This window comes from Microbacterium sp. (assembly GCF_031179285.1).
Classification (GTDB): Bacteria; Actinomycetota; Actinomycetes; order Actinomycetales; family Microbacteriaceae; genus Microbacterium.
Genome location: NZ_JAPSHY010000016.1, coordinates 39,594 through 62,660, shown reverse-complemented (window position 1 = coordinate 62,660; position 23,067 = coordinate 39,594). Strand labels below are relative to the sequence as shown.

At 68.0% G+C, this 23,067-nt stretch carries 21 protein-coding genes; 12 read left to right on the top strand and 9 right to left on the bottom strand.

Annotated features, from left to right (window positions below):
* The first annotated feature begins 42 nt into the window (after positions 1–42).
* The gene (locus tag RIN18_RS11450) at positions 43–378 is read left to right on the top strand and encodes a hypothetical protein (RefSeq protein ID WP_309104104.1); all 336 of its coding nucleotides are present in this window, start codon (positions 43–45) and stop codon (positions 376–378) included.
* A 5-nt stretch (positions 379–383) separates the two neighbouring features.
* Here the strand turns inward: RIN18_RS11450 and RIN18_RS11445 are convergent, their stop codons facing one another.
* Both RIN18_RS11445 and RIN18_RS11440 read right to left on the bottom strand, forming a co-directional pair.
* Entirely contained in the window at positions 384–1,613 is a 1,230-nt protein-coding gene (locus RIN18_RS11445; RefSeq protein WP_309104103.1) for an MFS transporter, read from the bottom strand.
* A gap of 294 nt (positions 1,614–1,907) precedes the next feature.
* A complete protein-coding gene (locus RIN18_RS11440; RefSeq protein WP_309104102.1) occupies positions 1,908–2,165 on the bottom strand; it encodes a DUF2188 domain-containing protein in 258 nt (85 codons plus the stop codon).
* A 223-nt stretch (positions 2,166–2,388) separates the two neighbouring features.
* On the opposite strand from RIN18_RS11440, the gene purL reads away from it, so the two are divergent.
* The 3 genes from purL to RIN18_RS11425 all read left to right on the top strand — a co-directional run bounded on the left by purL (position 2,389) and on the right by RIN18_RS11425 (position 5,582).
* A complete protein-coding gene (gene purL / locus RIN18_RS11435; protein WP_309104101.1) occupies positions 2,389–4,731 on the top strand; it encodes a phosphoribosylformylglycinamidine synthase subunit PurL in 2,343 nt (780 codons plus the stop codon).
* Positions 4,728–4,910, top strand: coding sequence for a hypothetical protein (locus RIN18_RS11430; RefSeq protein ID WP_309104100.1), 183 nt, complete (start codon positions 4,728–4,730; stop codon positions 4,908–4,910). The genes purL and RIN18_RS11430 overlap by 4 nt, the downstream gene beginning before the upstream one ends.
* Positions 4,911–5,144: 234 nt before the next feature.
* Positions 5,145–5,582, top strand: coding sequence for a VOC family protein (locus tag RIN18_RS11425; protein ID WP_309104099.1), 438 nt, complete (start codon positions 5,145–5,147; stop codon positions 5,580–5,582).
* 46 nt (positions 5,583–5,628) lie between these two features.
* Here RIN18_RS11425 and RIN18_RS11420 read toward each other — a convergent pair whose 3' ends face one another.
* Both RIN18_RS11420 and RIN18_RS11415 read right to left on the bottom strand, forming a co-directional pair.
* Positions 5,629–6,792 carry an ice-binding family protein gene (locus RIN18_RS11420; RefSeq protein ID WP_309104098.1) on the bottom strand — a complete coding sequence of 388 codons (1,164 nt, stop codon included), beginning with the start codon at positions 6,790–6,792 and terminating at the stop codon, positions 5,629–5,631.
* 176 nt (positions 6,793–6,968) lie between these two features.
* Entirely contained in the window at positions 6,969–7,313 is a 345-nt protein-coding gene (locus RIN18_RS11415) for a metalloregulator ArsR/SmtB family transcription factor (protein WP_309104097.1), read from the bottom strand.
* A gap of 16 nt (positions 7,314–7,329) precedes the next feature.
* Between RIN18_RS11415 and RIN18_RS11410 the strand changes: the two genes are divergently transcribed.
* The gene (locus tag RIN18_RS11410) at positions 7,330–7,803 is read left to right on the top strand and encodes an SRPBCC domain-containing protein (RefSeq protein WP_309104096.1); all 474 of its coding nucleotides are present in this window, start codon (positions 7,330–7,332) and stop codon (positions 7,801–7,803) included.
* 90 nt (positions 7,804–7,893) lie between these two features.
* Positions 7,894–8,562, top strand: a complete 669-nt coding sequence (locus RIN18_RS11405) for a uridine kinase (protein ID WP_309104095.1) — start codon at positions 7,894–7,896, stop codon at positions 8,560–8,562.
* Between the two features lie 21 nt (positions 8,563–8,583).
* Here the strand turns inward: RIN18_RS11405 and RIN18_RS11400 are convergent, their stop codons facing one another.
* Positions 8,584–9,216, bottom strand: a complete 633-nt coding sequence (locus tag RIN18_RS11400) for a LysE family translocator (protein WP_309104094.1) — start codon at positions 9,214–9,216, stop codon at positions 8,584–8,586.
* Positions 9,217–9,307: 91 nt separating this feature from the next.
* Here RIN18_RS11400 and RIN18_RS11395 point away from each other — a divergent pair, with 91 nt between their 5' ends.
* Positions 9,308–9,658 carry a TraR/DksA C4-type zinc finger protein gene (locus tag RIN18_RS11395; protein ID WP_309104093.1) on the top strand — a complete coding sequence of 117 codons (351 nt, stop codon included), beginning with the start codon at positions 9,308–9,310 and terminating at the stop codon, positions 9,656–9,658.
* 175 nt (positions 9,659–9,833) lie between these two features.
* Here the strand turns inward: RIN18_RS11395 and RIN18_RS11390 are convergent, their stop codons facing one another.
* The 3 genes from RIN18_RS11390 to RIN18_RS11380 all read right to left on the bottom strand — a co-directional run bounded on the left by RIN18_RS11390 (position 9,834) and on the right by RIN18_RS11380 (position 16,139).
* Entirely contained in the window at positions 9,834–14,030 is a 4,197-nt protein-coding gene (locus RIN18_RS11390; RefSeq protein ID WP_309104092.1) for a hypothetical protein, read from the bottom strand.
* 246 nt (positions 14,031–14,276) lie between these two features.
* The gene (gene gnd, locus RIN18_RS11385) at positions 14,277–15,332 is read right to left on the bottom strand and encodes a phosphogluconate dehydrogenase (NAD(+)-dependent, decarboxylating) (RefSeq protein ID WP_309104121.1); all 1,056 of its coding nucleotides are present in this window, start codon (positions 15,330–15,332) and stop codon (positions 14,277–14,279) included.
* A 111-nt stretch (positions 15,333–15,443) separates the two neighbouring features.
* Positions 15,444–16,139, bottom strand: a complete 696-nt coding sequence (locus RIN18_RS11380; protein ID WP_309104091.1) for a GntR family transcriptional regulator — start codon at positions 16,137–16,139, stop codon at positions 15,444–15,446.
* Between the two features lie 101 nt (positions 16,140–16,240).
* Here RIN18_RS11380 and manD point away from each other — a divergent pair, with 101 nt between their 5' ends.
* Positions 16,241–17,479: a D-mannonate dehydratase ManD gene (gene manD / locus RIN18_RS11375; RefSeq protein WP_309104090.1), complete on the top strand. Its 1,239-nt coding sequence runs from the start codon at positions 16,241–16,243 to the stop codon at positions 17,477–17,479.
* An 82-nt stretch (positions 17,480–17,561) separates the two neighbouring features.
* Here the strand turns inward: manD and RIN18_RS11370 are convergent, their stop codons facing one another.
* Positions 17,562–19,721 carry a hypothetical protein gene (locus tag RIN18_RS11370; protein ID WP_309104089.1) on the bottom strand — a complete coding sequence of 720 codons (2,160 nt, stop codon included), beginning with the start codon at positions 19,719–19,721 and terminating at the stop codon, positions 17,562–17,564.
* A 310-nt stretch (positions 19,722–20,031) separates the two neighbouring features.
* Between RIN18_RS11370 and RIN18_RS11365 the strand changes: the two genes are divergently transcribed.
* The 4 genes from RIN18_RS11365 to RIN18_RS11350 all read left to right on the top strand — a co-directional run bounded on the left by RIN18_RS11365 (position 20,032) and on the right by RIN18_RS11350 (position 23,058).
* Complete coding sequence (locus RIN18_RS11365; RefSeq protein WP_309104088.1) at positions 20,032–20,451, top strand: META domain-containing protein; 420 nt, start codon at positions 20,032–20,034, stop codon at positions 20,449–20,451.
* Positions 20,452–20,552: 101 nt separating this feature from the next.
* Positions 20,553–21,362, top strand: coding sequence for a TspO/MBR family protein (locus tag RIN18_RS11360; RefSeq protein WP_309104087.1), 810 nt, complete (start codon positions 20,553–20,555; stop codon positions 21,360–21,362).
* 11 nt (positions 21,363–21,373) lie between these two features.
* Entirely contained in the window at positions 21,374–22,216 is an 843-nt protein-coding gene (locus RIN18_RS11355) for a hypothetical protein (protein WP_309104086.1), read from the top strand.
* Positions 22,213–23,058, top strand: a complete 846-nt coding sequence (locus RIN18_RS11350) for an SMP-30/gluconolactonase/LRE family protein (protein ID WP_309104085.1) — start codon at positions 22,213–22,215, stop codon at positions 23,056–23,058. Before RIN18_RS11355 ends, RIN18_RS11350 begins: the two co-directional genes overlap by 4 nt.
* Positions 23,059–23,067 lie beyond the last annotated feature (9 nt).

Below are 23,067 nucleotides of genomic sequence, written 5' to 3'. Positions count from 1 at the left end.
ACGCTCAGGACAACAGGCGCCATCGTGAGCAGAATGGTCGTCATGGATTACGTGAGCATCGACGTGCCGGTGCGGTTGTGGCACCTCGTGGATGGGGCCGCCGATAACAGCATGGCGCTCGATGTGGTGGATGCGATCATGCCATCCGTGCTCGCCGGGGCCTGCGTGAGGGATGCCGGGTGGCGGGCGTCGGCGGAATACTCGGGCCCGCGCGACCGGTACGGGTGGCCCCCGCCGGATCACGCGCTGCGGATCGTCCTGCGGCGCGAGCACTGGGAGTGGGTGCTCGCGCAGCTGTCGCGGTGGCAGTCGGCCGACGCCGCTGACGGCGCAGCGGCCGTGACGGAGTTGATCCACGCGGCGCTGGGTACCCGGTAGCCGCCCTATCGTCCGGCAGGTTCCGCGACCACCGCGGCTGCCGGGACCGGCACCTTGAGGAAGCTCGTGGCCCACGCGACGCCGATCGCGACCACCGAGATGATGATGCCCGCGACGACCGCCGACGAGACACCGCCGGCCTCGATCGCGAGGCCGCCCGTGAAGGCCCCGAACGCGATGCCCGCGTTCACGGCGGAGGCCGGGAGGGATGCCGCCAGCGGCGCACCGGGGCCGGAGAGCGACACGACGCGATGCTGGATCGACGGACCCGTGGCCATGCCGAGCAGCCCGACGCCCAGCACGGCGACACCGGCCATCCACGCGTTCGCTCCGAAGACCAGCATGACGGCGAGCGAGATCGCGACCCCGACCGCGCCGATGATCAGCATCCGTGAGGCATTCGCGTCGGCGAACCGTCCGCCGGCGAACGATCCGACGGCGGTCGAGACGCCGTAGATGAGGAGGTACGCGGTGACGACCGGGCCGGTCAGGCCCGTCACCTCATCGAGGAATGGCACGAGGTAGGTGATGGCCGCGAGCATGCCGGCGAAGGTCAGGAAGCTGACGAACAGCACGGCGAGCACCCGCGGAGCGAACGCATGCTTGGCCTGCCCCACCGCTCCACCGTCGGCGGCGGTCGGCACCGACGGCAGCAGCATGAACAGCAGCGCCAGCACGATGGCCGTGACCACGACCACCGCGATGAACGATCCGCGCCAGCCGACGGCTTGCCCGAGCAGCGTGCCGAGCGGCAGGCCGAGCGCACTGGAGGTGGCGAAGCCCGAGATCACGACGGCCATCGCACGTCCGGTGCGGTGAGGCGGCACAACCGAGGTCGCCGTCACCATGGCCGCCGCGATGAAGAGCCCCTGGACGGCGCCGATGACGACGCGGGCCACGACGAGAACCGGGTAGTCGGCGCCGAGCGCCGGAAGCAGATTGGCGAGCAGGAACACCGACGTCGCGACGAGGAGCACGTGGCGTCGGTCGAATCGCGTGACGAAGAACGTCAGCAACGGCCCGCCGATCGCGAGCCCGAGCGCATTGGCGGTCACCAGAGCTCCGGCCGCCGCGATCGACACCTGCAGGTCGGCGCTCACCAGATCGATCATGCCGACCACCAGCATCTCGGCGCATCCCATCACGAACGCTCCGGCGAACAGCACCGCGAGCACGGCACCCGCCCGGTTCGTCGCCACCCGATTCGACATCATCTTCTGCTCTCCTTCGTTCACTGCAACTCGATAGTTGCAGAACAGAGAGAGGATCGCAACCTTTTGATTGCAGGTTATTGGGGTCGTCGCCGGGCAGGCGGCGATGGAAGAAGGAAACCGCCGGCTTTCGCGCGCTATAACCGGCATCTGTCTTCTTCGCTGCGCACGGCGGCGGGGCGCCAGTGTGTGCGCTTACGGTGCGCCCGGCATCCGCCCGGCATCCGCTCGGAGATGGAAAACGCCGCTCAGCGCGACCTTTCAGCGACGTTTTCCATCTTTCACCAGGGATGCCGGCGGCGGGGTCGCGCCGACGGCTCAGTGAGTTGCGGCCGAGCCGCCGATGACGTCGCGGGGGTGGCGCTCGTAGGCGCTGGCGTCGTCCGACGGGCCCTCTTCGTTCCTCACGGTGTGGCCGACCTGACGCATCACCGCGGCGCTGCGGCCCGCCGATACGGCATCCTCTCGGTTCTCGAAGCTCGACTCGAGCGTGCGCGTCTCGCCCTCGATGCGGTTGAACCAGATGCCGTTCCGATGGAACGTCTCGATGTCGCCGGCGGCCATGTCGTCTCCCATCTGCCGATGCCTCCTTCGTACGCCGTCGCGGTGGCCCGCGGGAGCCCCTTGCGCACCGGCCGTCCCCTCGATAGACGCGCCGGTGATCGGTCAGAAGGCACGTCCCACGCGCCAGGGACGGGCGTTTTCAACCTCGCACGCGACGGCCGACCGCGAGGAATGCCGGACGCAGCGCGCCGGTAGACTGGGACACGCCCGCCGGCCCCTCTCACTTGGAGTGCGCGTGACCACCGCCCCCGAAGCACCCGCCCGTCAGCACGTTCCCGATTCCGTCGACAACGCGATCGCGACGCCCGAGAAGGAGCAGCCGTACGCGGCGCTCGGCCTCAAGCCTGACGAGTACTCCCGCATCAAGGCGATCCTCGGCCGCCGCCCCACGAGCGGTGAGCTGGCGATGTACTCGGTGATGTGGTCGGAGCACTGCTCCTACAAGTCCAGCAAGAACTACCTGCGCCGCTTCGGCCAGAAGGTCTCCGACGAGATGAAGGAACGCCTGATGGTCGGCATGGGCCAGAACGCGGGCGTCGTCGACGTCGGCGAGGGCTGGGCCGTCACCTTCAAGGCCGAGTCCCACAACCACCCGTCCTTCATCGAGCCGTTCCAGGGCGCGGCGACCGGCGTCGGCGGTATCGTCCGCGACATCATCTCGATGGGTGCCCGCCCGGTCGCGGTGATGGACGCGCTGCGCTTCGGCGCCATCGGCCACCCGGACACCGCCCGCGTCGTGCACGGCGTCACCAGCGGCATCTCGTTCTACGGCAACTGCCTGGGCCTGCCGAACATCGGCGGCGAGACCGTCTTCGACTCGGTCTACCAGGCGAACCCCCTGGTCAACGCGCTCGCGGTCGGCGTGCTCCGCCACGAGGACCTCAAGCTCGCGAACGCCACCGGCGTGGGCAACAAGGTCGTGCTCTTCGGCGCTCGCACCGGCGGCGACGGCATCGGCGGCGCCAGCATCCTGGCATCCGATTCGTTCGACGAGACCGGACCCACCAAGCGCCCCGCCGTGCAGGTCGGCGACCCCTTCGCCGAGAAGGTGCTCATCGAGTGCTGCCTCGAGCTGTACCGCGGCGAGCTCGTCGAGGCGATCCAGGACCTCGGTGCCGCCGGCATCTCGTGCGCGACCAGCGAGCTCGCGGCCAACGGCAACAGCGGCATGAAGGTCTCGCTCGACAACGTGCTGCTGCGCGACGCCACGCTCACGGCCGAGGAGATCCTCATGTCGGAGTCGCAGGAGCGCATGATGGCGATCGTCGCCCCCGAGAAGCTCGACGCGTTCATGGCCGTCGTGAACAAGTGGGAGGTCGAGACCTCGGTGCTCGGCGAGGTCACCGGAGACGGCCGCCTCATCATCGACTGGCAGGGCGAGCGCATCGTCGACGTCGATCCCTCCACGGTCGCGGTCGACGGCCCGGTCTACGACCGCCCGGTCTCGTACCCGACCTGGATCGACGCGCTGCAGGCGGATGCCGCCGAAGACCTGCCCCGCTCGAACGACCCCGCAGTGCTGCGCGAGCAGTTCCTCGCGCTGGTCGCCTCGCCGAACCTCGCAGACACCAGCTGGATCACCAACCAGTACGACTACTACGTGCTCGGCAACACCGCGCTCGCCTTCCCGGACGACGCCGGCATGATCCGCGTCGACGAGGAGTCCGGTCTCGGCTTCGCCGTCTCGACCGACGCGAACGGCCGCTACTGCCAGCTCGACCCCTACGCGGGCGCGCAGCTGGCCCTCGCCGAGGCGTACCGCAACGTCGCCGTCACCGGCGCCACCCCGACGGCGATCACCGACTGCCTGAACTTCGGCTCTCCCGAGAACCCCGAGGTCATGTGGCAGTTCGGGCAGACGGTCGACGGCCTCGCCGACGGATGCTACGAGCTGGGCACCCCGGTCACCGGCGGCAACGTCTCGTTCTACAACCAGACCGGCGACACCCCGATCCACCCGACGCCGCTCGTCGGCGTGCTCGGCATCATCGACGACGTCTCGCGCCGCATCCCGTCGGGCTGGCAGGACGAGGGGCAGAACATCTACCTGCTCGGCACCACTTCGACCGAGCTGAGCGGCTCGGCGTGGGCCGACGTCGTGCACGACCACCTCGGCGGTCGCCCGCCGAAGGTGAACCTCGCCGCTGAGAAGCGCCTTGCGGCGCTGCTGGCCGCCGCCCGCGACGAGTGGCTCATCTCGTCGGCGCACGACCTCTCCGAGGGAGGCCTCGGGCAGGCCCTCGCCGAGGGCGTCATGCGCTTCGGCGTCGGCGCGCGCGTCTGGCTGAACGAGATCATCGAGCGGGACGGGGTGGATGCGGCATCCGCTCTGTTCTCGGAGTCAACCGGGCGTGTCATCGTGACGGTGCCGCGCGAGGACGACGTGAAGTTCCGTGGCCTCTGCGAGGGCCGCGGCTACCCGGTGCTGCGCATCGGCGTGACCGACAACCACCCCGATGGTGCGTCGCTCGAGGTGCAGGACGTGTTCACCATCTCGGTCGCCGAGCTGCGTGAGCGCTCGCGCGCGACGCTGCCCGCCGCGTTCGGCCCCACGGTCACCGAGCCCATCAGCGCATGAGCGATCTCAACCGCCGCGAGCCGGACCGTCCCGTGTCGGGCCGAGCGGAGCCGAGCGAGGACTACGGCGATCTCGGCGAGCGCCGCAACCGCCGCATCCGCATCGTGGCGTGGGCGACGATCATCGCGCTGATCCTCACCGGCGGCGGCGCGACCGTGCTGACGCTGCTGTTCGGATAGGCGTCGACCTTCTCTTCGGGCCTCTTCGGTTCACAACTCCTCAGATTCCGGTGCCGCGGGCTGATGGCGCCGTGTGTTGTCGGGCTTGGGTGCCGTGGACCCGCGGTTTTTGAGGAGTTGTGAACGGGCCGCGGCTGAGTTGTGAACGGGTGCGCCGCCCGGCGGAGTTGTGAGCGGGTCGGACGTGACGACCGGCACTGCCGCAGCGGTCGACGCACGACTAGCCTCGACCGCATGACCATCAAACTCGAAAACGTCGGCATCGCCGTTCGCGACATCGAAGCGACGATCTCGTTCTTCACCGACCTCGGGCTCACGGTGCTCGGCCGCGACGAGATCAGCGGGGAGTGGGCCGACACGGCTGTCGGCCTCGACGGCAACCACGCGAAGATCGCGGTGCTGCAGACGCCCGACGGTCAGGGGCAGCTGGAGCTCTTCGAGTACATCCGCCCAGAGGCGATCGAGACCGAGCCGACGCTGCCGAACGAGATCGGCATGCATCGGGTCGCGTTCTCCGTCGACGACATCGACGAGTCACTCGTGATCGCCGCCCGGCACGGCTGCCATCCGCTCCGCGGCGTCGCGAACTATCAGGACGTCTACAAGCTCAGCTACGTGCGCGGCCCCAGCGGCATCATCGTGATGCTCGCTCAGGACCTCACGAAGAGCTGACCATCCCGCCAACTCGGCGGCCGACCGACCTTCCGCCGGTCTGGAGTCAGACCGCGGCCTGCCGGCGGCGCCCTCGCGTCATGAAGAGGATCAGCCCGGCGATGAGTGCGGCGACAGCCAGCAGCGGGGCGGCGCCGACCTCGACACCGCTCTCTGCCAGCTCGCCCTCAGGCCCTGTCCCTCCGGCTCCCGGCGGGGTGACGACGGGCGGCTGGGCCACGGCGGCCGGGACGATGACGATCTCGTACGACGCCGTGACGTCGGGAAGCGTTCCGTTGCTGACGACGACGGTGACGGGGAACGTACCGGCCTCGGTCGGCTGGCCGGTGATGGCACCGGTCGCGGAGTCGAGGACCAGTCCGGGCGGCAGCGCGCCGTCGATGATCGTGACGGTCGGTTCAGGCTCTCCGGTCGTGTCGATCACGTGCTCGTAGTCGACGCCGACCTCTCCGGGCGGCGGAGCAGGCGAGGTGATCTCGGGACTCGTGGTGACGGTGCCGGGCTCGGTGGAACATCCCGTCGGGGCGGTGATGATGTTCGTGTCGAGAGTGACCGCGCCCGTCCGTGCGAGCAGGCGACCCTCGATCGTCGCCGCGGTGTTCGCGGTGATCGATGCGTTCGCCATGACGGTGCCGACGAACTGTGCACCGGTGTTGATCGTGGCGGAGCTGCCCACCTGCCAGAAGACGTTGCAGATGCTCGCGCCGCCCGACATCGTGATGTCCGCTCCGGACCCGATCGTCAGGGTCGAGGCCGCCTGGAAGATCCACACCGACTCCGCGGTGCCGGCGAGAGCGAGCTCACCCGTGACCGAGAGCTCTCCGCCCGAGTAGACGCCGGGGGTCAGGGATAGACCGGTCAGGTCGCCGAGCCCGGATTGGACCGGCGTCAGGCCGGCTGCGGTGTTGTAGGCGACAGTGAGATCGGCCTGCGCCTGTGCGGCGACGGCATCCGTGGCATGGGTCGTGCCGTTGATGACCCCTGGCGGGAAGCCGGTGATCGATGTCTCCGGGCTGAGCCCGACATCACCGTCGATCACCGATGGCCCAGTGTTGGTGACCGTGGATCCGGCGAGCACCGCGAAAGGCGCCGCGGTGCCGAGCCCGATCGGGCCGTCGATCGAGGTGGCAGCCGTGGCTGCGGTGGGGGCCAATCCCAGCGCGAGAACCGCCGCGATCGAGACTGCCAGTACGGACCTTCGTGCGTGCATCGGCGACATCACTGCTCTTCCGCTCGGGGAGAGGCATCGTCATCAACAGTCGTCGACAGTTCACCCCCCATTCGCAGGTTTATCACCGAAACGGAGCGGTTGACCCGGAGGCTTCGGATTGACAGTCGAAACGTGACCTCGCGGACGGTGGGATTCTCGCTGCTGTGCGGTAGGACCTACGCCTGATCGACATCGAGCGAGGCCAGCAGTTCGACCGCAGCGTGCGTGTAGTCGCTGATCCACCTGTCGTGGATGCGCTTGATCGGCAACGGAGCGAGGGTCAGGTGACGCTCGCGACCGCGTCGGGTGCCGATGACCAGTTCGGCGGCCTCGAGGGTGCGCAGATGCTGCAGCACCGTGGTCCGGTCGAGCTCGCTGAACCGTTCGCACAGTGTCCCGGTCGTGAGCGGCGACTCGCGCAGCTCGTCGAGCATGCGGCGACGGGTGGGCGAGGCGAGTGCCTTGAACACGAGATCGTCGTCGCCGATCTTCGAAGGGGTCTTGCCTTCACCGTCCAACATGTTATAAGAATACAACATGTCAAAGGAACTCACTGAACTCTCCTTCACCGTGTCGGGTCGCATCTCCCGCCCGATCGCCGACGTCTACGAGGCTGTTGCCGACCCCGCGCAGCTCTCGAAGTACTTCACGACCGGCGGTGCCACCGGCCGCCTCGAACCCGGCAACGACGTGCGCTGGAGCTTCGACGACTATCCGGATATTGACGCTCCTGTCGAGGTCGTCGAAGCCGATCCGCCGACCCGCATCGTCGTCCGGTGGGATGCCGAGGCTGCTGCCGGGCCGGACGGCAAGAGCACGACCACCTTCGAGTTCGAATCGATCGACGACGGCACTCGTACCCTCGTGAAGATCACCGAGTCGTCATGGAAGGCGACGGCCGACGGTGCGAAGAACGCCTTCGGCAACTGCGAGGGCTGGACCGGGATGCTGGCGGCGCTCAAAGTCTGGGTCGAGCACGGCATCAACCTGCGCGAGGGCTTCTACCGCTGATCTGCGCGGGGAGCGCGCATCGGGGCCGAGGCCGCGGGTCGGCTCGCCTGCTTCGCCGCTGATCGTCGCCCGCCTCATAGAGTCGTGACCATGGACGCAGCGAACACCCGAGAAGAGGTCGTGTCTCGGCTGTGGAGCGAGCTGCAGCAAGTCCGCCCCGACGATCGCGCGTTGATCGCTCTGGATGGCTACGACGGGGTGGGAAAGACCCGCCTCGCCCAGGAGCTCGTGGAGCTGGCCACCGTGCATGGCGCGCGCCCCCTCGCTCGCGTGAGCATCGACGGCTTCCATCGCCCGAAGGCGGAACGGCGCCGAGCCGGGTCTGGTCCCGAAGGCTTCTATCGTGGCTCGTACCGATATGACGCCTTCTGGGAGTGCGTGATCACTCCCCTGCGACGGGGCGAAGCCATCACCCCGGCCGTGTGGGATGTCGCGCGCGACCGGCCGGTCGCTCCCTCCAGATTCATCGTGCCTCCGCGCGGCATCCTCATCGTCGACGGGATCTTCCTGCAGCGCAGCGAGTTGGTCGACGCTTGGGACGCGACGGTCTGGGTCGACGCTCCGTTCGCCGTCTCCGTCCCGCGAGGAAATGGCCGCTTTCCGGGATCACACGACCCTGACCCTGATGCTCCATCGAACCGACGCTATGTCGGCGGTCAGCGCCTCTATGTCGCCGAGGCCGCGCCCGAAAAGCGGGCGACATGGGTCTTCGACAACACTGAGCTCGATCGACCGACCCTCCGAAGAGTCGACCGCTGAGGGCTCGCCCGAGAGACGGAGTCAGGCGTTCGCGCGGCGGATGAACGCGAGCGAGGCGGCGAGGCCGAGCAGCACGGTGCCGCAGATCCGGTCGATCCAGACGACACCGCGTCGACGCAGCAGACGCACGGCCTGGGTGCCCAGCACCGCGTAGGCGAACATCACGACGAAGTCGATCGCGCAGAACAGGATGCCGATGGCGACGTACTGGACGACCTGGGGCCGTGCCGGGTCGATGAACTGCGGTAGCAGTGCGCCGACGAAGAGATAGCCCTTCGGATTCGTCACCGCGACGACGAAGGACTTCAGGAACACGCTGCGCCGAGACCCGCCTCGCGGGTTCTCCTGTTGGTCGACCTGGCCGAGCGTGCCCTTGGATCGCAGCAGCATCACGCCGAGGTACACCAGGTAGGCGACGCCGACCCACTTCACGATCGAGAAGATCAGCTCACTGGCCGCGAAGACGGCGCCCAGTCCCAGTGCCACGGCGAGGACGAGCACCACATCCGACGCCACTGCGCCCAGCATGCCGAACGTAGCGCGGCGCACACCGAAACGTGAACCGTTCGCGAGCGCGAGCAGCACCGTGGGTCCCGGGGTGACGATGGCGACGAGCGCGACGAGGGCGAACGCGGCTGCGGTCAAGAGTTCCATGGCTGCACGCTAGTGCCTCGCGCGGCATTGGCGATACCTCGATGACCGCGCAAGACGTCATCGTGTCAGGCATCGCGTCTACTGTGAGGGGATGCACGAGGAAGCGCGGGAGCGGCTGGGCCGGCTGCGAGTGGATGCCGCCGCTCGCGTCGCCGCCCTGGCTGAGGCGCTCGCCGTGCTCACCGACGCCCGGAGCAGCTCGAATGACGACGACGAGCACGACCCGGAGGGCGTGCCGTTGTCGGCAGAGTGGTCGCGGCTGCAGGGTCTCACCGAGCAGGCGAGTGGTGAACTCACGCAGGTCGAGGATGCGCTCGCACGGCTCGACGCGGGCACCTACGGGGTCTGCGCTTCATGCCGCAACCCCATCCCCGCCGCACGCCTCGAAGTGCGCCCGTTCGCGACTCACTGCGTGGCGTGTGCGGAGAAGCTCGGCCGCTGACCGCATCCACCCGATCGCCGCAGCATGAAGACGCCCGCATCACTCGACCGGCGGGCACCCGGCACCCTGAACAGCGAAGTCCGGGCAGATCCACTGGATCTGCCCGGACTTCACCACGGGTCCGGCCCCGGCCGAAGCTCGAAGGAGAGGTTCGAGCGCGGCCGGGATCGGAGTCCTACTCGACCGTCACCGTCGCGCGGCGCCGGAGGAAGAGGACGAATCCGCCTCCGACGAGGAGCAACACGACCGCGGTGCCGATGAGTCCGGCGTTGATCATGCCACCGGTCTGGGCAAGCGGCGTCTCCGGTGCGGCACACGCACCTGCGGCACCGGTGAGGTCGTTGTGACCCACCCCGGCCGTGTTCGCGAATCCGCCCGCCTGAACGGAGCCAGGGGCCGGGCATGCGAACGTCGATGCGTTCGCCGCTGCGGTGTCGAGCGTCGAGCGCACCTGCACGCGGTACACATGCGTGACGCCGGCATCCAGTGCGCCGTCGGCGACCACGTTCTCCGCCGCGCCGTCGGCGCCCTCGCCCGTCCAGTCCGGCGAGAGGGTGACGCCCTCAGGCGACTGGGTCACCGAAGCGGCCGTCACCTCGAGACCGGCACCGTAGCGCAGGCGGTCGGTGACCTGGTAGTCGCCTGCGACCGCACCCTCGTTCGTGACGACGATCTCGTACGTGACCGTCCACCGGTTGTTCGGGCCCTCGACAGGCTCGCCGACGATCGACTTGGAGAGTGCGATCGAGGGGAGCCCGGCACATGCCTGGTCGTCCTCGGTGTCGCCCGCCGCGTCGGTCAGGGTCGAGACGTTGTTGAACGCGCGGTCCGCGTCATCACCGTCAACCCCGCACTGCGTCGGGTCATCCTCGCCGGATCCTGCGCCCTCGAGCTGCAGGGGCACATCGGCGACCACGGTCACCTCGTAGTGATGAGGCGCGTATCCATCGTCGTCGTTGCCGGCCAGCGGCACGTTCGTCGCGATGCGCACGTTTTCCTCACCGTCCCACGCGGGGTCGGCGAGCGTCACGTCGGCCGGCGAATCCGTCACCGTGGCCGAGGCGATCTCGGCCTGGTCGGTGAAGTGCAGCGTGTCGTCGAGGTTGTACATCGTCGACAGACCCGAATCGTTGGTGACGTCGATCCCGTAGACGAGCTCCCACTGACCATCGCCGATCGGCGTCGCCGAGAGGAGCGACTTCACGTGCGTCGGCTCGCCGTCGAGAACGAATCCTGCAGGATCGCAGTTGATGGTCGCCGGCAGCTCGGGGTCCGGCGGAACATCCGCCGTACCGCAAGCCGTGTTGACCACGTTCTCGCCCATCGCGGCATCCGCGACGATCTCGAACTCGTGGGTCTCGCTCTCACCGCGAGCCAGCGACTCGACCGTGAACGATCCGAGCTCCGGCTGCAGGTCATCCGTGACCTCGAGGTTCGTCAGCGTGCCCTGCCCGATGTTCTCGACGACGATCCGGTACCGGATGGTGTCGCCGACCTTGAACGTCGGGAAGTCGGCCGTCGTGTTCGCGTCGCGCCACTCGCCGTCCGCATCCTGAATGTACTTCTTCAGGTTGGCGGCGTAGCAGCTGCCGATCTCGGTGACCGCCGACGAGAGCATCGGCAGCGCGGTGTGGCCAGCGAAGGACCCTGCCGAGTTGACCATGATCTGCCCCGGCTTGCTGTCACCCTCGGCGGGAGCTTCGCAGCTGCTGCCGGCGGGCGTCTCGAACTCGATGCGGATCGTCTGCGATGCCCCCGGCGCAAGCGCCGGCCCGATCACGCGGATGCCGGTCGGGTTGTCGATCTCGGTCGTGGACCAATCCACGGTGTTGCCGTCGACCGAGCCGGGCGTTCCTCCGTTGGAGGGATCACGCGGATCGAAGGACAGCGACTCCATCGGCGCGTCGGTGTAGTACACCGTCGAGCCCGCAACCGCATCGACACCGGTCACGGTGTATGTGCCGTCGATGTTGGTCCCGCGGCCGTCGCCGACCGCCGGAAGGATGTCGATCGTGTCGGTGAATCCGTTCTCGACCGGATCCTGCGAGTTGATCGTGAGCACCCACGCCGAGGTATCGCCCTCGAAGGAGAGCACATTCGCTTCCGCTGCCTTGCCGAAGATCGTCGCCGACGCGCTCGGCACGGTGACCGTGGCGCTGGCGGATCGACCAGGAGTCCCCGGCGGCCGGTTGTCACCGACCGTGTTGATGACTGCAGTGTTCGTGAGGCGCGTTCCCGGCGGAATGACACTGTCTGCCGGGCGCTGAGCCTGGTAGCCAATGGTCTGGAAGACGTTCGGCGCCACGTTCGCGAAGGTCCAGGTGATCGTGCGCCCATCGGGGCTCACGCTCGTCGGGGCCGGCTCGCCGGAACCTGCCACGTACACCATTCCTTCCGGAAGGGTGTCCACGACCTCGAACGTCGCCGGCGGCGGGCTGGTGATGAGGTTCTGCGCCTGCGCGCGGAGCGTGTAGGTCACCGGAACACCGGGCTGCGCCGTGGTGTCGGAGGCGACCTTCTCGATCAGACCCTGTGCGCCCTGAAGACGATATGCGTCTCGGGAACCATTGGTGTTCGGGCCATAGGTGCTGCCTGGGATCACCGTCCCCCCGTCTATCGTGCTGAGGTTGATCCAGTTGTTCAGGGTGGGATACCCGGGCCAGGCTGCACCGACGTCGTACGGTGCGTTGAAGGCACCAACGGTCCAACCCTCACCCGAGGTCGGGGCGGCCGGGTCGATATAGCCGAATGCCCGGAGGAAGGTCGTCACCGACTGATCCACGGCCGGGTTCCACGTCATCTTCACGGCCGTCACACCGGCGGGGAGATCCATGAGGATGTCGCTCTCGATGCGCGGGTCGGTGAGAGAATCGCCGGCCGGCGGTACTACCTCGACCCACATCGCGCTCGGTGCCACCTGACCGCATGTCTCGGTCTTCGTGTCGATCGCCTGTGTGGTGTAGAAGAAGCGAGCGGACTCGTAGTTCTCGTACCCTTCGAGACCGCCTCCGTTCCAGCCGCCACCCTCGAAGGATGTCGGGATGAACGCGGGGTTCTGGTTCATCGTGCAGACACCGGCCATCTGATCGCCACCGGGACCCTGATAGCCGTTCCACACCTGGCTGTTGGCCTGGTGGTAGAGAGCGATCGGCTCGATGGTGCCGTTCGCGGCTTGTTCTTCCCAGTTCTCGTTCGTCAGACCCGGCTGCGGCATGACCGCGTCCTGGCTCGTGCCGGGGCTCACCCAGAGATTCGCGTCCCATGCGGTCCGAGACGCTGCGGGAGCTCCCGTCCAGTGGTTGCTGAATCCCCCGGGCGGGGTGAGCGTCGCGCTCGAGACGTTGTTGGCGGCGTCGGAATCGGGTTCCGATACACCGTCGTCGAACACGAACGCGCCGGGAGCCGCGGTGAATGTGTAGGTGGTGATCGCGGTGACCGCCGTGGGGATGCTGAACTGCACGGTGCCTGACGCGATGTACACACCGTTGCCGGGAAGCGGCTGACCCATGCTGTCGTTGACCGGGGCATTCACGAGGGTGTAGTCCAGGTCGGAGAGCGACACGGTGTACGTCGTGCCCGCACCGCTCACGCCACAGGTGGGGAAGTTCGTGCGATCTTCCTCGGCTGGGTCGGAGAACGGCTGTCCGGTGGATCGCGACGCGGTGCTGACCGGCACGCAGTCCTCCCAGGCGAGTCCATTCGTCGCGCCGGCGACGTTCGCGCTGACCGTGACGGGGAAGGAGTAGCTCTCCGGACCGGGGCGGCTGCCCGCGTCAAGGATGAGCGAGTAGTTCATCTGGAGGAACGGGCGGTCACCACCCAGACGGCTCTCCTGCGTGAAGCCTTGAGCGCCCTGGCCGGGAGCCTGGACAAGCGACAAATCCATGCCGTGGACGTAGGTGATGGGCAGCGGGCCCGGGTCTGCCGGGCCGGCCTCGGCGACTGCCGAATCGGAGGTGGCGGTACCGACGACGGTCAGATTGCCGCCGACCGTGGATGTGGCGCGCACCGGCGCCTGAATGACCGTCGCGGTGCCCTCGGTGATGGTTCCGAGGTTGCAGAGAAGTGTTGTGCTGTCGTCGGAGATGGATGACACGGGCGTCACATCGCTGGTCTTGCAGACCTGCGGAATGCTCGTGAAGGCTCCGTTGCCGACGGTGAGCGTGGCGCGGACGTTCTCGACCGGCTCATTCGTGTACGGGTCACCGTTGTCGTTGGTGTTCACGTGGAACTCCGCCGTCACAGGCTGGCCGTACGGTGCCTCTGTCGGCACGGGGTCGCCGGCCCAGTTCGCGGTGATCTCATGCACCGACTGCGGGGCGGCTGCTGCCGGCACCGTCGAGCCAGCAAGCACGATCGCCGCTGAAGCCACCGCGGCTGCGATTGCCCGAGCGGATCGAATCAGATTTCGACGTCCGGGACTTTCATGGTCGAGCGTACTTTTCGACGCGACAAATAATGGCACGTTACCCCTCCATCTCCCCCACTACCTCCTGGTAGCGGCAACAAGGGGCACGCGTTCAACCTGAACGATCCCCCCACATCACATATAACCGGAAGTTGTCGCTGCACACATAGCGATTGTTCAGAAAACTTCCAGATTCGTTCTGAGCCGCGCTCAACCCGCTTCGGACTTGCGTGCTCCAGCCTCGAACACATCGCCCGCGGGCAACTCCTGATGGCCACCGAACTGCAGGCGCATGGCAGAGAGCACCTGGTTGGCGAAGTGGTCCTCGCCGCGCGAGGCGAACCGCTCGAACAACGACGCCGCGAGTACCGGCACCGGTACGCCGACGTCGACGGCCGCCTTCACGGTCCACCGGCCCTCGCCAGAGTCCGACACGCGACCGGCCAGGCCGTCGAGGGTCGGGTTATCGTTCAACGCCGCTGCCGTGAGATCGAGCAGCCACGACGAGATCACCGATCCTCGCCGCCACAGCTCGGCGACCTTCGCGGTGTTGATGGGGAACTGGTAGAACTCGGGCTCTTCGAGAGGAGCCACCTCAGCCGAGTGCTCCGCCTCGCGCACACCGGCATCCGCATTCTGCAGTAGATTCAACCCCTCGGCGAGGGCCGCCATGATCCCGTACTCGATGCCGTTGTGCACCATCTTCACGAAGTGCCCGGCGCCCGACGGACCACAGTGCAGGAACCCCTCCTCCTCGGGAGCCAGCTCGCCCTCGCGCCCCGGGGTGCGCTCGATCTCGCCCACGCCCGGAGCGACCGTGCGCAGGATCGGTTCGATGTGCTGCACGGCGGCATCCGATCCGCCGACCATCAAGCAGTACCCGCGGTCGAGACCGAAGACGCCGCCGCTCGTACCCACATCGACGAATTCCAGCCCTCGCTCGCGCAGCGCCGCCGCGCGTCGGACGTCGTCGCGGTAGTTCGAGTTGCCGCCGTCGATGATGATGTCGCCGGGCTCGAGCACGGCTGCGACCTCGTCGACCACGGCGCCGGTGATGCCGGCGGGAACCATCAGCCAGACCACCCGTGGCCCCTCGAGCGCGGCAGCGAGTTCGCTCACGCTGCCGACACCCGTCGCTCCCTCCGCGACCAGCGCGGAGACCGCCTCCGTGCTGCGGTCGTAGACGACGCAGTCGTGGCCGTCGCGCATGAGGCGGCGCACGATGTTCGCGCCCATTCGTCCGAGTCCGATCATCGCCAGCTGCATCGCCACGCCTTCCTGTCGTCCCCGCCCCGAATGGGGCCGGGCGGCTTCATCCTGACACTGTGCCGCCCGGCCCTCAATGCCCGGCAGGCGAATGACAGGCCGGCGGACGGATCAGCGTCGGGACGCGCGGCCGCTCCGAGACGGTGTGACCGCGTCGAAGAGCTCGGGATGCTGGGATCTGACCGCCTCGAGGTCATCGAAGACGAACCGCAGGTGTTCGCGGAGCGCGGCGGCAGCAGCATCCGCATCGCCCGCGGCGAGCGCGTCGACCACGCGTTCGTGATCGTCGACGTAGTCCTGCACGCCCCGCGTCGCACTCATGCCGACATAGCGGGCGCGATCCAGGTGCCCCTTCGCGGCGTTGACCGCCGCCCACGCGTTCGCATGCCCCGCGAGGCCGAGCAGGGCGCGGTGGAAATCCTCGTCGAGCGGATAGAAGGCGTTGCGGTCACGGGCACTGCGTTGTGCGGCGATGAGGTCGCGCAGCATCCGCTCGTCCCGATCCGACGGGGCCTCGCAGGCCGCGAGCGATGCGAGCTCGATCGCCTCGCGGATGAACTGCGCCTCACGCACGCGGCCCGGGTCGATGTGGGTCACATAGGTGCCGCTCTGCGGCCGCACCTCGACGAGACCCTCCTGGGCGATGAGGAGGAGGGCTTCACGAACGGGTTGCCTGCTGAGACCGAGCGATGTGGCGAGCTCGTTCTCAGACAGCAGGGCACCGGGGGCGAACACCCCTCGGATGACGTCGTCGCGGATGCGCCCGTACGCCAGTGACCGCGCAGAGGGGCGGACGGGCTCGGGCATACGGTCACGATAGCTTGACGTCACTGGTATGGCAGTGATTGGATGGCCCTCGTCCCGCTGATTCCGCGGCATCCCGCCGCTCGACCTCCTCAGGAGCCGCCATGGCCATCGACAAGGCAGAGGTGATCGTCACCAGCCCCGACCGGAACTTCGTCACGCTGAAGATCACGACCGCAGACGGCGTGACGGGGCTCGGCGATGCGACGCTGAACGGGCGCGAGCTCGCCGTCGTGGCGTATCTGCGCGAGCACGTGGTGCCGCTGCTCATCGGCGTCGACGAATCGCGCATCGAAGACACCTGGCAGTTTCTGTATCGGAGCGCCTACTGGCGGCGCGGTCCCGTCACCATGGCTGCGATCGCCGCCGTCGACATGGCGCTGTGGGACATCAAGGGCAAGCAGGCCGGGATGCCGGTGTACCAGCTGCTCGGCGGCGCATCACGCACCGGGCTCATGGCGTACGGGCACGCGTCGGGCAAGGAACTGCCGGAGCTGTTCGACTCGATCCGCGCCCATCAGGCGCGGGGATACAAGGCCATCCGGGTGCAGACCGGGGTGCCGACGCTCAAGGCGATCTACGGCATCGCCGCGCAAGGCGCCGACGTCGGCGACGCGACGGTCCGCTACGACCACGAGCCGGCGCGACGCGGTGCGAAGCCGGTCGAGGAGGACTGGGACACCCGTGCGTACCTCAACCACCTTCCCGGTGTCTTCGAAGCGGTGCGCAACGAGTTCGGCCCCGACATCCCGCTGCTCCACGACGGCCACCACCGGATGACGCCGATCCAGGCCGCGCGGCTCGGCAAGGATCTCGAGCCGTACGACCTGTTCTGGCTGGAGGACTGCACGCCGGCCGAGAACCAGGAGGCGCTGCGCCTCGTACGCCAGCACACGACCACACCGCTGGCGATCGGCGAGATCTTCAACACGGTGTGGGACTTCAAGGACATCATCCGCGACCAGCTCATCGACTACGTGCGCGGGGCTGTCACCCATATGGGCGGCATCACCGCGCTGAAGAAGACCCTCGACTACGCCGCGATGTACCAGATCAAGTCGGGTATGCACGGGCCGACCGACATCTCACCGGTCGGGATGGCAGCCGCGATGCACCTTGGTCTCGCGATCCACAACTTCGGCATCCAGGAGTACATGCAACACGGCGAGCGGACGAATCAGGTGTTCGAGCAGTCGTTCACCTGGACCGACGGTTACCTGCACCCGAGCGACAAGCCCGGGCTCGGCGTCGAGCTCAACGTCGACGAGGCCGGCAAGTACCCCTACGAGCAGGCCTACCTGCCCTACAACCGCCTGCTCGACGGCACCGTCCACGACTGGTGAGCAACAGACCGATGAGCCGCTGACAACGCGAAAGAGCCGGGTACCCGACGAACGGGCACCCGGCTCTTTCGATGTATCAGTGTCAGCTCTCCATCAGCGTGCGACGACGCATCGCCATCAGGGTGATGCCACCTGCGAGCAGGATGAGAGCGCCGGCCGACGCGCTGATCGGGCCGAGCATGTCGACACCGGTCTCGGCGAGGTTGCCGTCACCCGGGTCGCCTGCACCGCCGCCGCCACCGGGCGCCGGAGCGGCCAGGACGCGGAAGGTGAGGGTGGTCGGTGCCGAAGCGACACCGTCGATGGTCTGAGTCGCCGAGACCGAGTAGGTGCCCGGCTCGAGAGCCGCGCCGAAGTCCACGGTCCACACACCGCCGACAACGCTGGCGGTGAACGTGCCGCTGACGGCAGCCAGCGCTGCACCCTGGGTCGAGGTCGGCTCAGCGCCGTCCAGTCGCACGGTGATCGTGGAGTCGTCGATGCCCGTGCCCGACAGGGTCGACGGACCCGCGTCGTGCGCGAACTCGGCACCGTCGGCCACCGAGGTCACGGCCGGGGCGACCGGGACGACGCCGAACGTCGACTCGGCTGCATCCGACGTGTCGTCATTCGCGGTCTGCACCGCGCTGACGGTGTGGGTGCCGTACGTGAGCTCGAGGCCCGTGACGGTCCAGTTGCCCGAGCCGTCGACCGTCGCGGGGTAGTCGACACCGTCGATCGTCACGACGACGGATGCCGCCGGGACGCCGGTGCCGCTGATCGACGTGACGGTCTCGGTCACGGTCGAACCGCTGGCGGGCGAGGTGAACACTGGGGCCGGGGTCGGCGCCAGCTCGACAGTCAGCGCATAGGAAGTGGACTCCGAGGTGCTGAAACCGTTGACCGAGGTCAGCGTGTAGCTGTAGTCACCGGGTGCGCCGGGAGCCGCGAACGAGAAGGTGCCGTTGGAGACGGGAACCTCGAACGGCGCGCCGACACCGGTGACCTCGACGAGCTCCGCGCCGGGCGCGGTGCCCGTGATCGTCGAGCCAATGACGACGGTCGAACCCGGTGCGGGGCTGGTGACGACGGGCGCGTCGAGGTCGAGAGCGACCTCGTAGCCGCTGATCTTCGGCAGGGCGTGAACGAGGGAGGTCGCCCAGGTCCACTGCTCGCCGCCGGGACCGTCCTCCGTGCCGCCGCTGATCACGCCGACGGCGGTGTTGCCCTGGATGACAGAGCCACCGGAGTCGCCCGGGGCCGCGATCGTGTTGCTGGAGAAGCCGCGGACCCAGCGATCTTCGATCTGCGCCCAGCCATCGAGCACATCATTGCCGTCGATCGTGCCGGTGGTGAAACCGGTGGTACGGCCGCTCTTCGAGACGTTGCCCGCGACCGGCGAGCCGACACCCTTGACCGAGATGGTGCCGTCGGCGAGCGAGCCGAGGCCGGCGCCTGCAGTGCTCCAGTCGGTGACCTCGGGCAGCAGGGAGAAGCCGCCGAGCTCATTGATGTCGATCACAGAGATGTCGGTGGCGTTCACGTCGCCGTCGCTGCCGGGCGCGTTGCCGGTGCTGCCGAACTGCGCGAAGCCGAACTCGCCGAGAAGGATCGGCACGGCCGGAACCTCGTATCCGGGGCCACCGACGGCAGGCTCCTGGTTCGGGATCGTCAGCGTGGTGTCGTTGACCTTCGCGTTGTTCTGGTCGTAGGCGCAGTGCCCGGCGCTCAGCAGTGCGGGCGAGCCGTCGGGTGCGAAGGCGCTGAACCCGATGGAGCAGGCGTAGGCGTTCTGGCCGACGAGACCGATGTAGCCCTGGCCACCGACGACCTCGCCCTCCGCGAAAGCGACAGGGGCGCTCGCGACCGTGACGACGTTGGCGTCATCGAGGTTCGCGCTGTCGGCGAACGCCTTGACCGCCGCGTCACCCTCGGCAGCGTCGGTGCTCTCAGCCGTGACGACCACCACATCTTCGCCTGCCGCGTTGACGCCGAAAGCGACGATCGCAACGCCCTCTTCCTCCGCTGCCTCGGCGGCCTCGACGATCGCTGCGGGCGGAGCGTCCTCAGCGGGCGTCTCCTCTGCCACGGGCGCCGCAGGCTGCTCCGTGGCCTCGGCCGTCGGCGTCGGCTCCGCGGTCGGCTCAGTGGTCTGCTCGACCGGCTGGTCTCCGGTTTCCTCGGCGTAGGCCGGGCTTCCGAAGAAGAGCCCCCCAAGGGCGATCGTCGCTGCGGCAGTCAATGCCAGCGGGCGACGCGCCATCGCTCTTTTCTTCATCTGTGGTGTCCTCGTTCTGTTCGCGGATCATCGGTCACTCTGGGCACAAGAAATGCTGTGCAACCCGGGGCGGAACAGCGGGCCGCTGTGCTCCCCAGGCAGCGAGGATCCCCGCACTCGTGTGCGATGAGAATAGGGATCTCCTGAACACTATCCAGCAAACTCCCAGCTCACAACGCCGTTCACCCGAATTTCACTATTCGGTGGATATATGTCGGGTTCAGTCGCTTCCTTTCCGGCGACGATCTTCTGGCGATACCGAAGCGTGCAGTTGCAGAGGGCTACGATTGCGCACATGTCCCTTCGCAGCGTTCGTTCCGTGATGACCCTCGCATCGGCGGCCGTCTTCGCTGTGCTCATCACCTCGTGCGCCGCCGGGACAGATCCCGGCCCGGCGCCGACTTCGACCGGAAGCTCGGTGGGTGTCGCGGCCGACGTCGTCGGCGGCTGGGGTGAGGATGCTGCGGGCAAGCCGTACCTGGAGTTCACCGAGGGCGGCGACGTGCGCGGCACCGACGGCTGCAACGGCATCGTGAGCACCTTCAAGGTCGAAGAAGATCGCGTCGAGGTCGCGCCGTTCGCGTCGACACTCAAGTCCTGCCAAGGCGTGGACGACTGGCTCCGTGGAGTGCGGGCTGTCGAGATCGACGGCGACAGGCTCATCGTGATGGATGCGGCCGGTGAGCGCCTCGGCGAGCTCGCTCGCGCGAAGTAAGCGGCACAAACGTTTTCCGCTTGTCGGACTCCGCGGTCGAGCCGCCGGGCTGACCGGCGGGTTTTCCGGGCCGACCGGGGCATCCTGCGTAGGCTGACCGCATGAGCGAGACGATGAGGTCAGACCGCATCCGCCAGGTGATCGTCGCCGTGACGGTGCTGGCAGCGGTCGTGCTGGCTTTCGTGGGTTCAGGAGCCTTCGGCGGCACCTCGATCAGGGACGCCGCCGGCGGCACATTCGCCTCAGACGCGACCGTCGTGGCCCCCGCCGGTGCGGCATTCGGCATCTGGTCGGTGATCTATCTCGGCCTCTTCGGCTATGCGATCTGGCAGGCGTTTCCCGGTCAAGCCGCGAAAGCGACCCATCGCAGCGTGGGCTACGGAATCGCTGCCTCCTCCCTGCTCAACGCGGTATGGATCGCGTGCGTGCAGGCGTCGCGGATCGCCGAGTCGACGGTGATCATCGTCGTGCTGCTCGGAGTGCTGCTGATCACGTTCTCGCGACTGCGGCGAAGGGATCGCCGTGGCACCATCGCCGAGATCGTGCTCATCGACGGCACGATCGGTCTCTATCTCGGGTGGGTCACCGTCGCCACGGTCGCGAACGTCGCCGCGTGGCTCGCGTCGATCGGCTTCGACTCGTGGGCCGAGGCGCCCGGCTGGCCCGGCGTGATCGCGCTGTTCGTCGCAGCCCTTTTCGCCGTGGCGACGGGGTGGAGTGGCGGGCGATGGGCACCGGCTGCCGCCACCGCGTGGGGCCTCGCATGGATCGCCGTCGAGCGCTGGACCGGCGCTCCCGAAGCACCCGCCGTCGCCTGGACTGCGGTGGTGCTCGCCGTCGCCGTTCTCGCTGTCAGTGCATGGTCTTTCCAGCGCCGAATCCGTCGGCAGAAGGACGCCTCCGGCAACTAGGCTGAGGCATCATGCAAGAGTTCTGGCAGTGGGCTGGCAACTTCTGGTGGCTGATCTTCCCGCTCATGGGAATGGCCGGCGGCGCCGCGAAGGCCTGGGAGCAGGCCGCGAAGCGCCGCCACGAGCGCCGCATCGAGACGCTGCGCGTCAAGGCCGAGCTCAAGGCCGCCGAGATCGAAGCCCGCTCGCTCACGCAGGGAAAGCGTCGCCGTCCGTCTCAGGTCGTCGACACCACCGCATCCGTCGCTCCGAACGAACTGCTCGGCAGGCTTTTCGCCGAGCACGACGAGATCACCGCGCGGTGGCTCGACTACGAGCTCGACGTCGCGAAGCTCATCGCGTTCCCGGCGATGAGCGACGGACGCCAGCCGCTCACCGCCGCCTTCCTGCGGGCCAAGAAGACGGCCGACGCGCTGCGGCCGGCATCCGCCGATTCCGATGTCTCGGAACAGCGGATCACGGAATACCTGGATGCCGTCGGCAACTACGCGGTCGCCTTCGAGATCGCCGAGAAGGATGCCAGGCGCCTTCGAGACTCGACGTTCACCGAAGCCGAGCGCAAGCGACTCGACCGTGCGCAGCAGCTGTTGAAGGTCGCGATCGACGAGTCGGCCACACAGGCGGAGCGCAACATCGCCTACAAGCGGGTACGCGAGGAGCTCGACGGCCTGATCCTGCTCTCCGACGACGCCGTGACGGTGCTCGAGAAGCAGGTAGCGCGCGAGATCTCCTCCCGTTCGACGGTGGCCTCCGAGCAGTCCCCCATCCCCGCGGAGCAGGCCGCGTCAGCGGAGAAGGTCGCTGATGCGGCGCCCCAGGCACAGCCGATGCCGCTGCGAGACGACAAGCCATGACTCCCGAGAACATCACCGGCCCGATCAGCGGGCACGCCGAGGCGCCCGTGTGGTGGCCGGGCTGGGGCGGTCTGCGCTGGGTCGACGGCCACGCCGGAGACCTCGTGACCCTGACTGACGAGGGCCTCCGACGCATGCATCTCGACGATGAGTACGCCGCGTTCGTGCGTCCTCGCGTCGGCGGTGGGTTCGCCGCGTTCGGCGCCCGCACCCTCTATCTCTCGGACACCGCAGACGGTCCAGCCCACGCGGCGGCGAGCTTCGATCTCGGCGATGCGCGCTTCAACGACGGCACCGTCGACCCGCATGGCCGGCTCCTCGCCGGTACGATGGCCGGGCCGCATGCGGGGGCCGCCGGGCGGCTGCTTCGCATCGGCCCCGAGCTCGACACGACTCCGGTGCTCTCCGACGTGACGAACTCCAACGGCGTCGGATTCACGCCGGATGCCCGCCAGATGTACTACGTCGACACAGCAACGCAGCGGATCGATGTGTTCGACGTGCGCCAGGGCGACCTCAGCGGGCGGCGCGCATTCGTGCACATCGATGAGGAACAGGGCTCGCCTGACGGTCTGGCCGTCGCCGCAGACGGGAGTGTCTGGGTGGCGCTGTGGGGCGGCTCAGCTGTGCACGGTTACGACGCGGGGGGCACGCTCATCGAGCGTATCGAGCTTCCCGTCTCGCAGGTCAGCGCGTGCACCTTCGGCGGCGACGATCTCAGCACCCTCTTCATCACGACATCCGCTCAGGATCTCGACCCCGATCACGGCACCGAGGCCGGGTCCGTCTTCGCCCTCGACCTCGGCGTGCGCGGAAACCCCGTCACGCCATTCTCCGGCTGACACCCGCGG

Coding starts and splice junctions, on each gene's coding strand:
- manD (WP_309104090.1), top strand. CDS start 16,241: ATGGCCATCGACAAGGCAGAGGTGATCGTCACCAGCCCCGACCGGAAC.
- RIN18_RS11400 (WP_309104094.1), bottom strand. CDS start 9,216: ATGGAACTCTTGACCGCAGCCGCGTTCGCCCTCGTCGCGCTCGTCGCC.
- RIN18_RS11410 (WP_309104096.1), top strand. CDS start 7,330: ATGTCAAAGGAACTCACTGAACTCTCCTTCACCGTGTCGGGTCGCATC.
- RIN18_RS11370 (WP_309104089.1), bottom strand. CDS start 19,721: ATGGCGCGTCGCCCGCTGGCATTGACTGCCGCAGCGACGATCGCCCTT.
- RIN18_RS11420 (WP_309104098.1), bottom strand. CDS start 6,792: ATGCACGCACGAAGGTCCGTACTGGCAGTCTCGATCGCGGCGGTTCTC.
- gnd (WP_309104121.1), bottom strand. CDS start 15,332: ATGCAGCTGGCGATGATCGGACTCGGACGAATGGGCGCGAACATCGTG.
- RIN18_RS11350 (WP_309104085.1), top strand. CDS start 22,213: ATGACTCCCGAGAACATCACCGGCCCGATCAGCGGGCACGCCGAGGCG.
- RIN18_RS11415 (WP_309104097.1), bottom strand. CDS start 7,313: ATGTTGGACGGTGAAGGCAAGACCCCTTCGAAGATCGGCGACGACGAT.
- RIN18_RS11395 (WP_309104093.1), top strand. CDS start 9,308: ATGCACGAGGAAGCGCGGGAGCGGCTGGGCCGGCTGCGAGTGGATGCC.
- RIN18_RS11450 (WP_309104104.1), top strand. CDS start 43: ATGGATTACGTGAGCATCGACGTGCCGGTGCGGTTGTGGCACCTCGTG.
- RIN18_RS11365 (WP_309104088.1), top strand. CDS start 20,032: ATGTCCCTTCGCAGCGTTCGTTCCGTGATGACCCTCGCATCGGCGGCC.
- RIN18_RS11440 (WP_309104102.1), bottom strand. CDS start 2,165: ATGGGAGACGACATGGCCGCCGGCGACATCGAGACGTTCCATCGGAAC.
- RIN18_RS11425 (WP_309104099.1), top strand. CDS start 5,145: ATGACCATCAAACTCGAAAACGTCGGCATCGCCGTTCGCGACATCGAA.
- RIN18_RS11360 (WP_309104087.1), top strand. CDS start 20,553: ATGAGCGAGACGATGAGGTCAGACCGCATCCGCCAGGTGATCGTCGCC.
- RIN18_RS11430 (WP_309104100.1), top strand. CDS start 4,728: ATGAGCGATCTCAACCGCCGCGAGCCGGACCGTCCCGTGTCGGGCCGA.
- RIN18_RS11380 (WP_309104091.1), bottom strand. CDS start 16,139: ATGCCCGAGCCCGTCCGCCCCTCTGCGCGGTCACTGGCGTACGGGCGC.
- RIN18_RS11355 (WP_309104086.1), top strand. CDS start 21,374: ATGCAAGAGTTCTGGCAGTGGGCTGGCAACTTCTGGTGGCTGATCTTC.
- RIN18_RS11405 (WP_309104095.1), top strand. CDS start 7,894: ATGGACGCAGCGAACACCCGAGAAGAGGTCGTGTCTCGGCTGTGGAGC.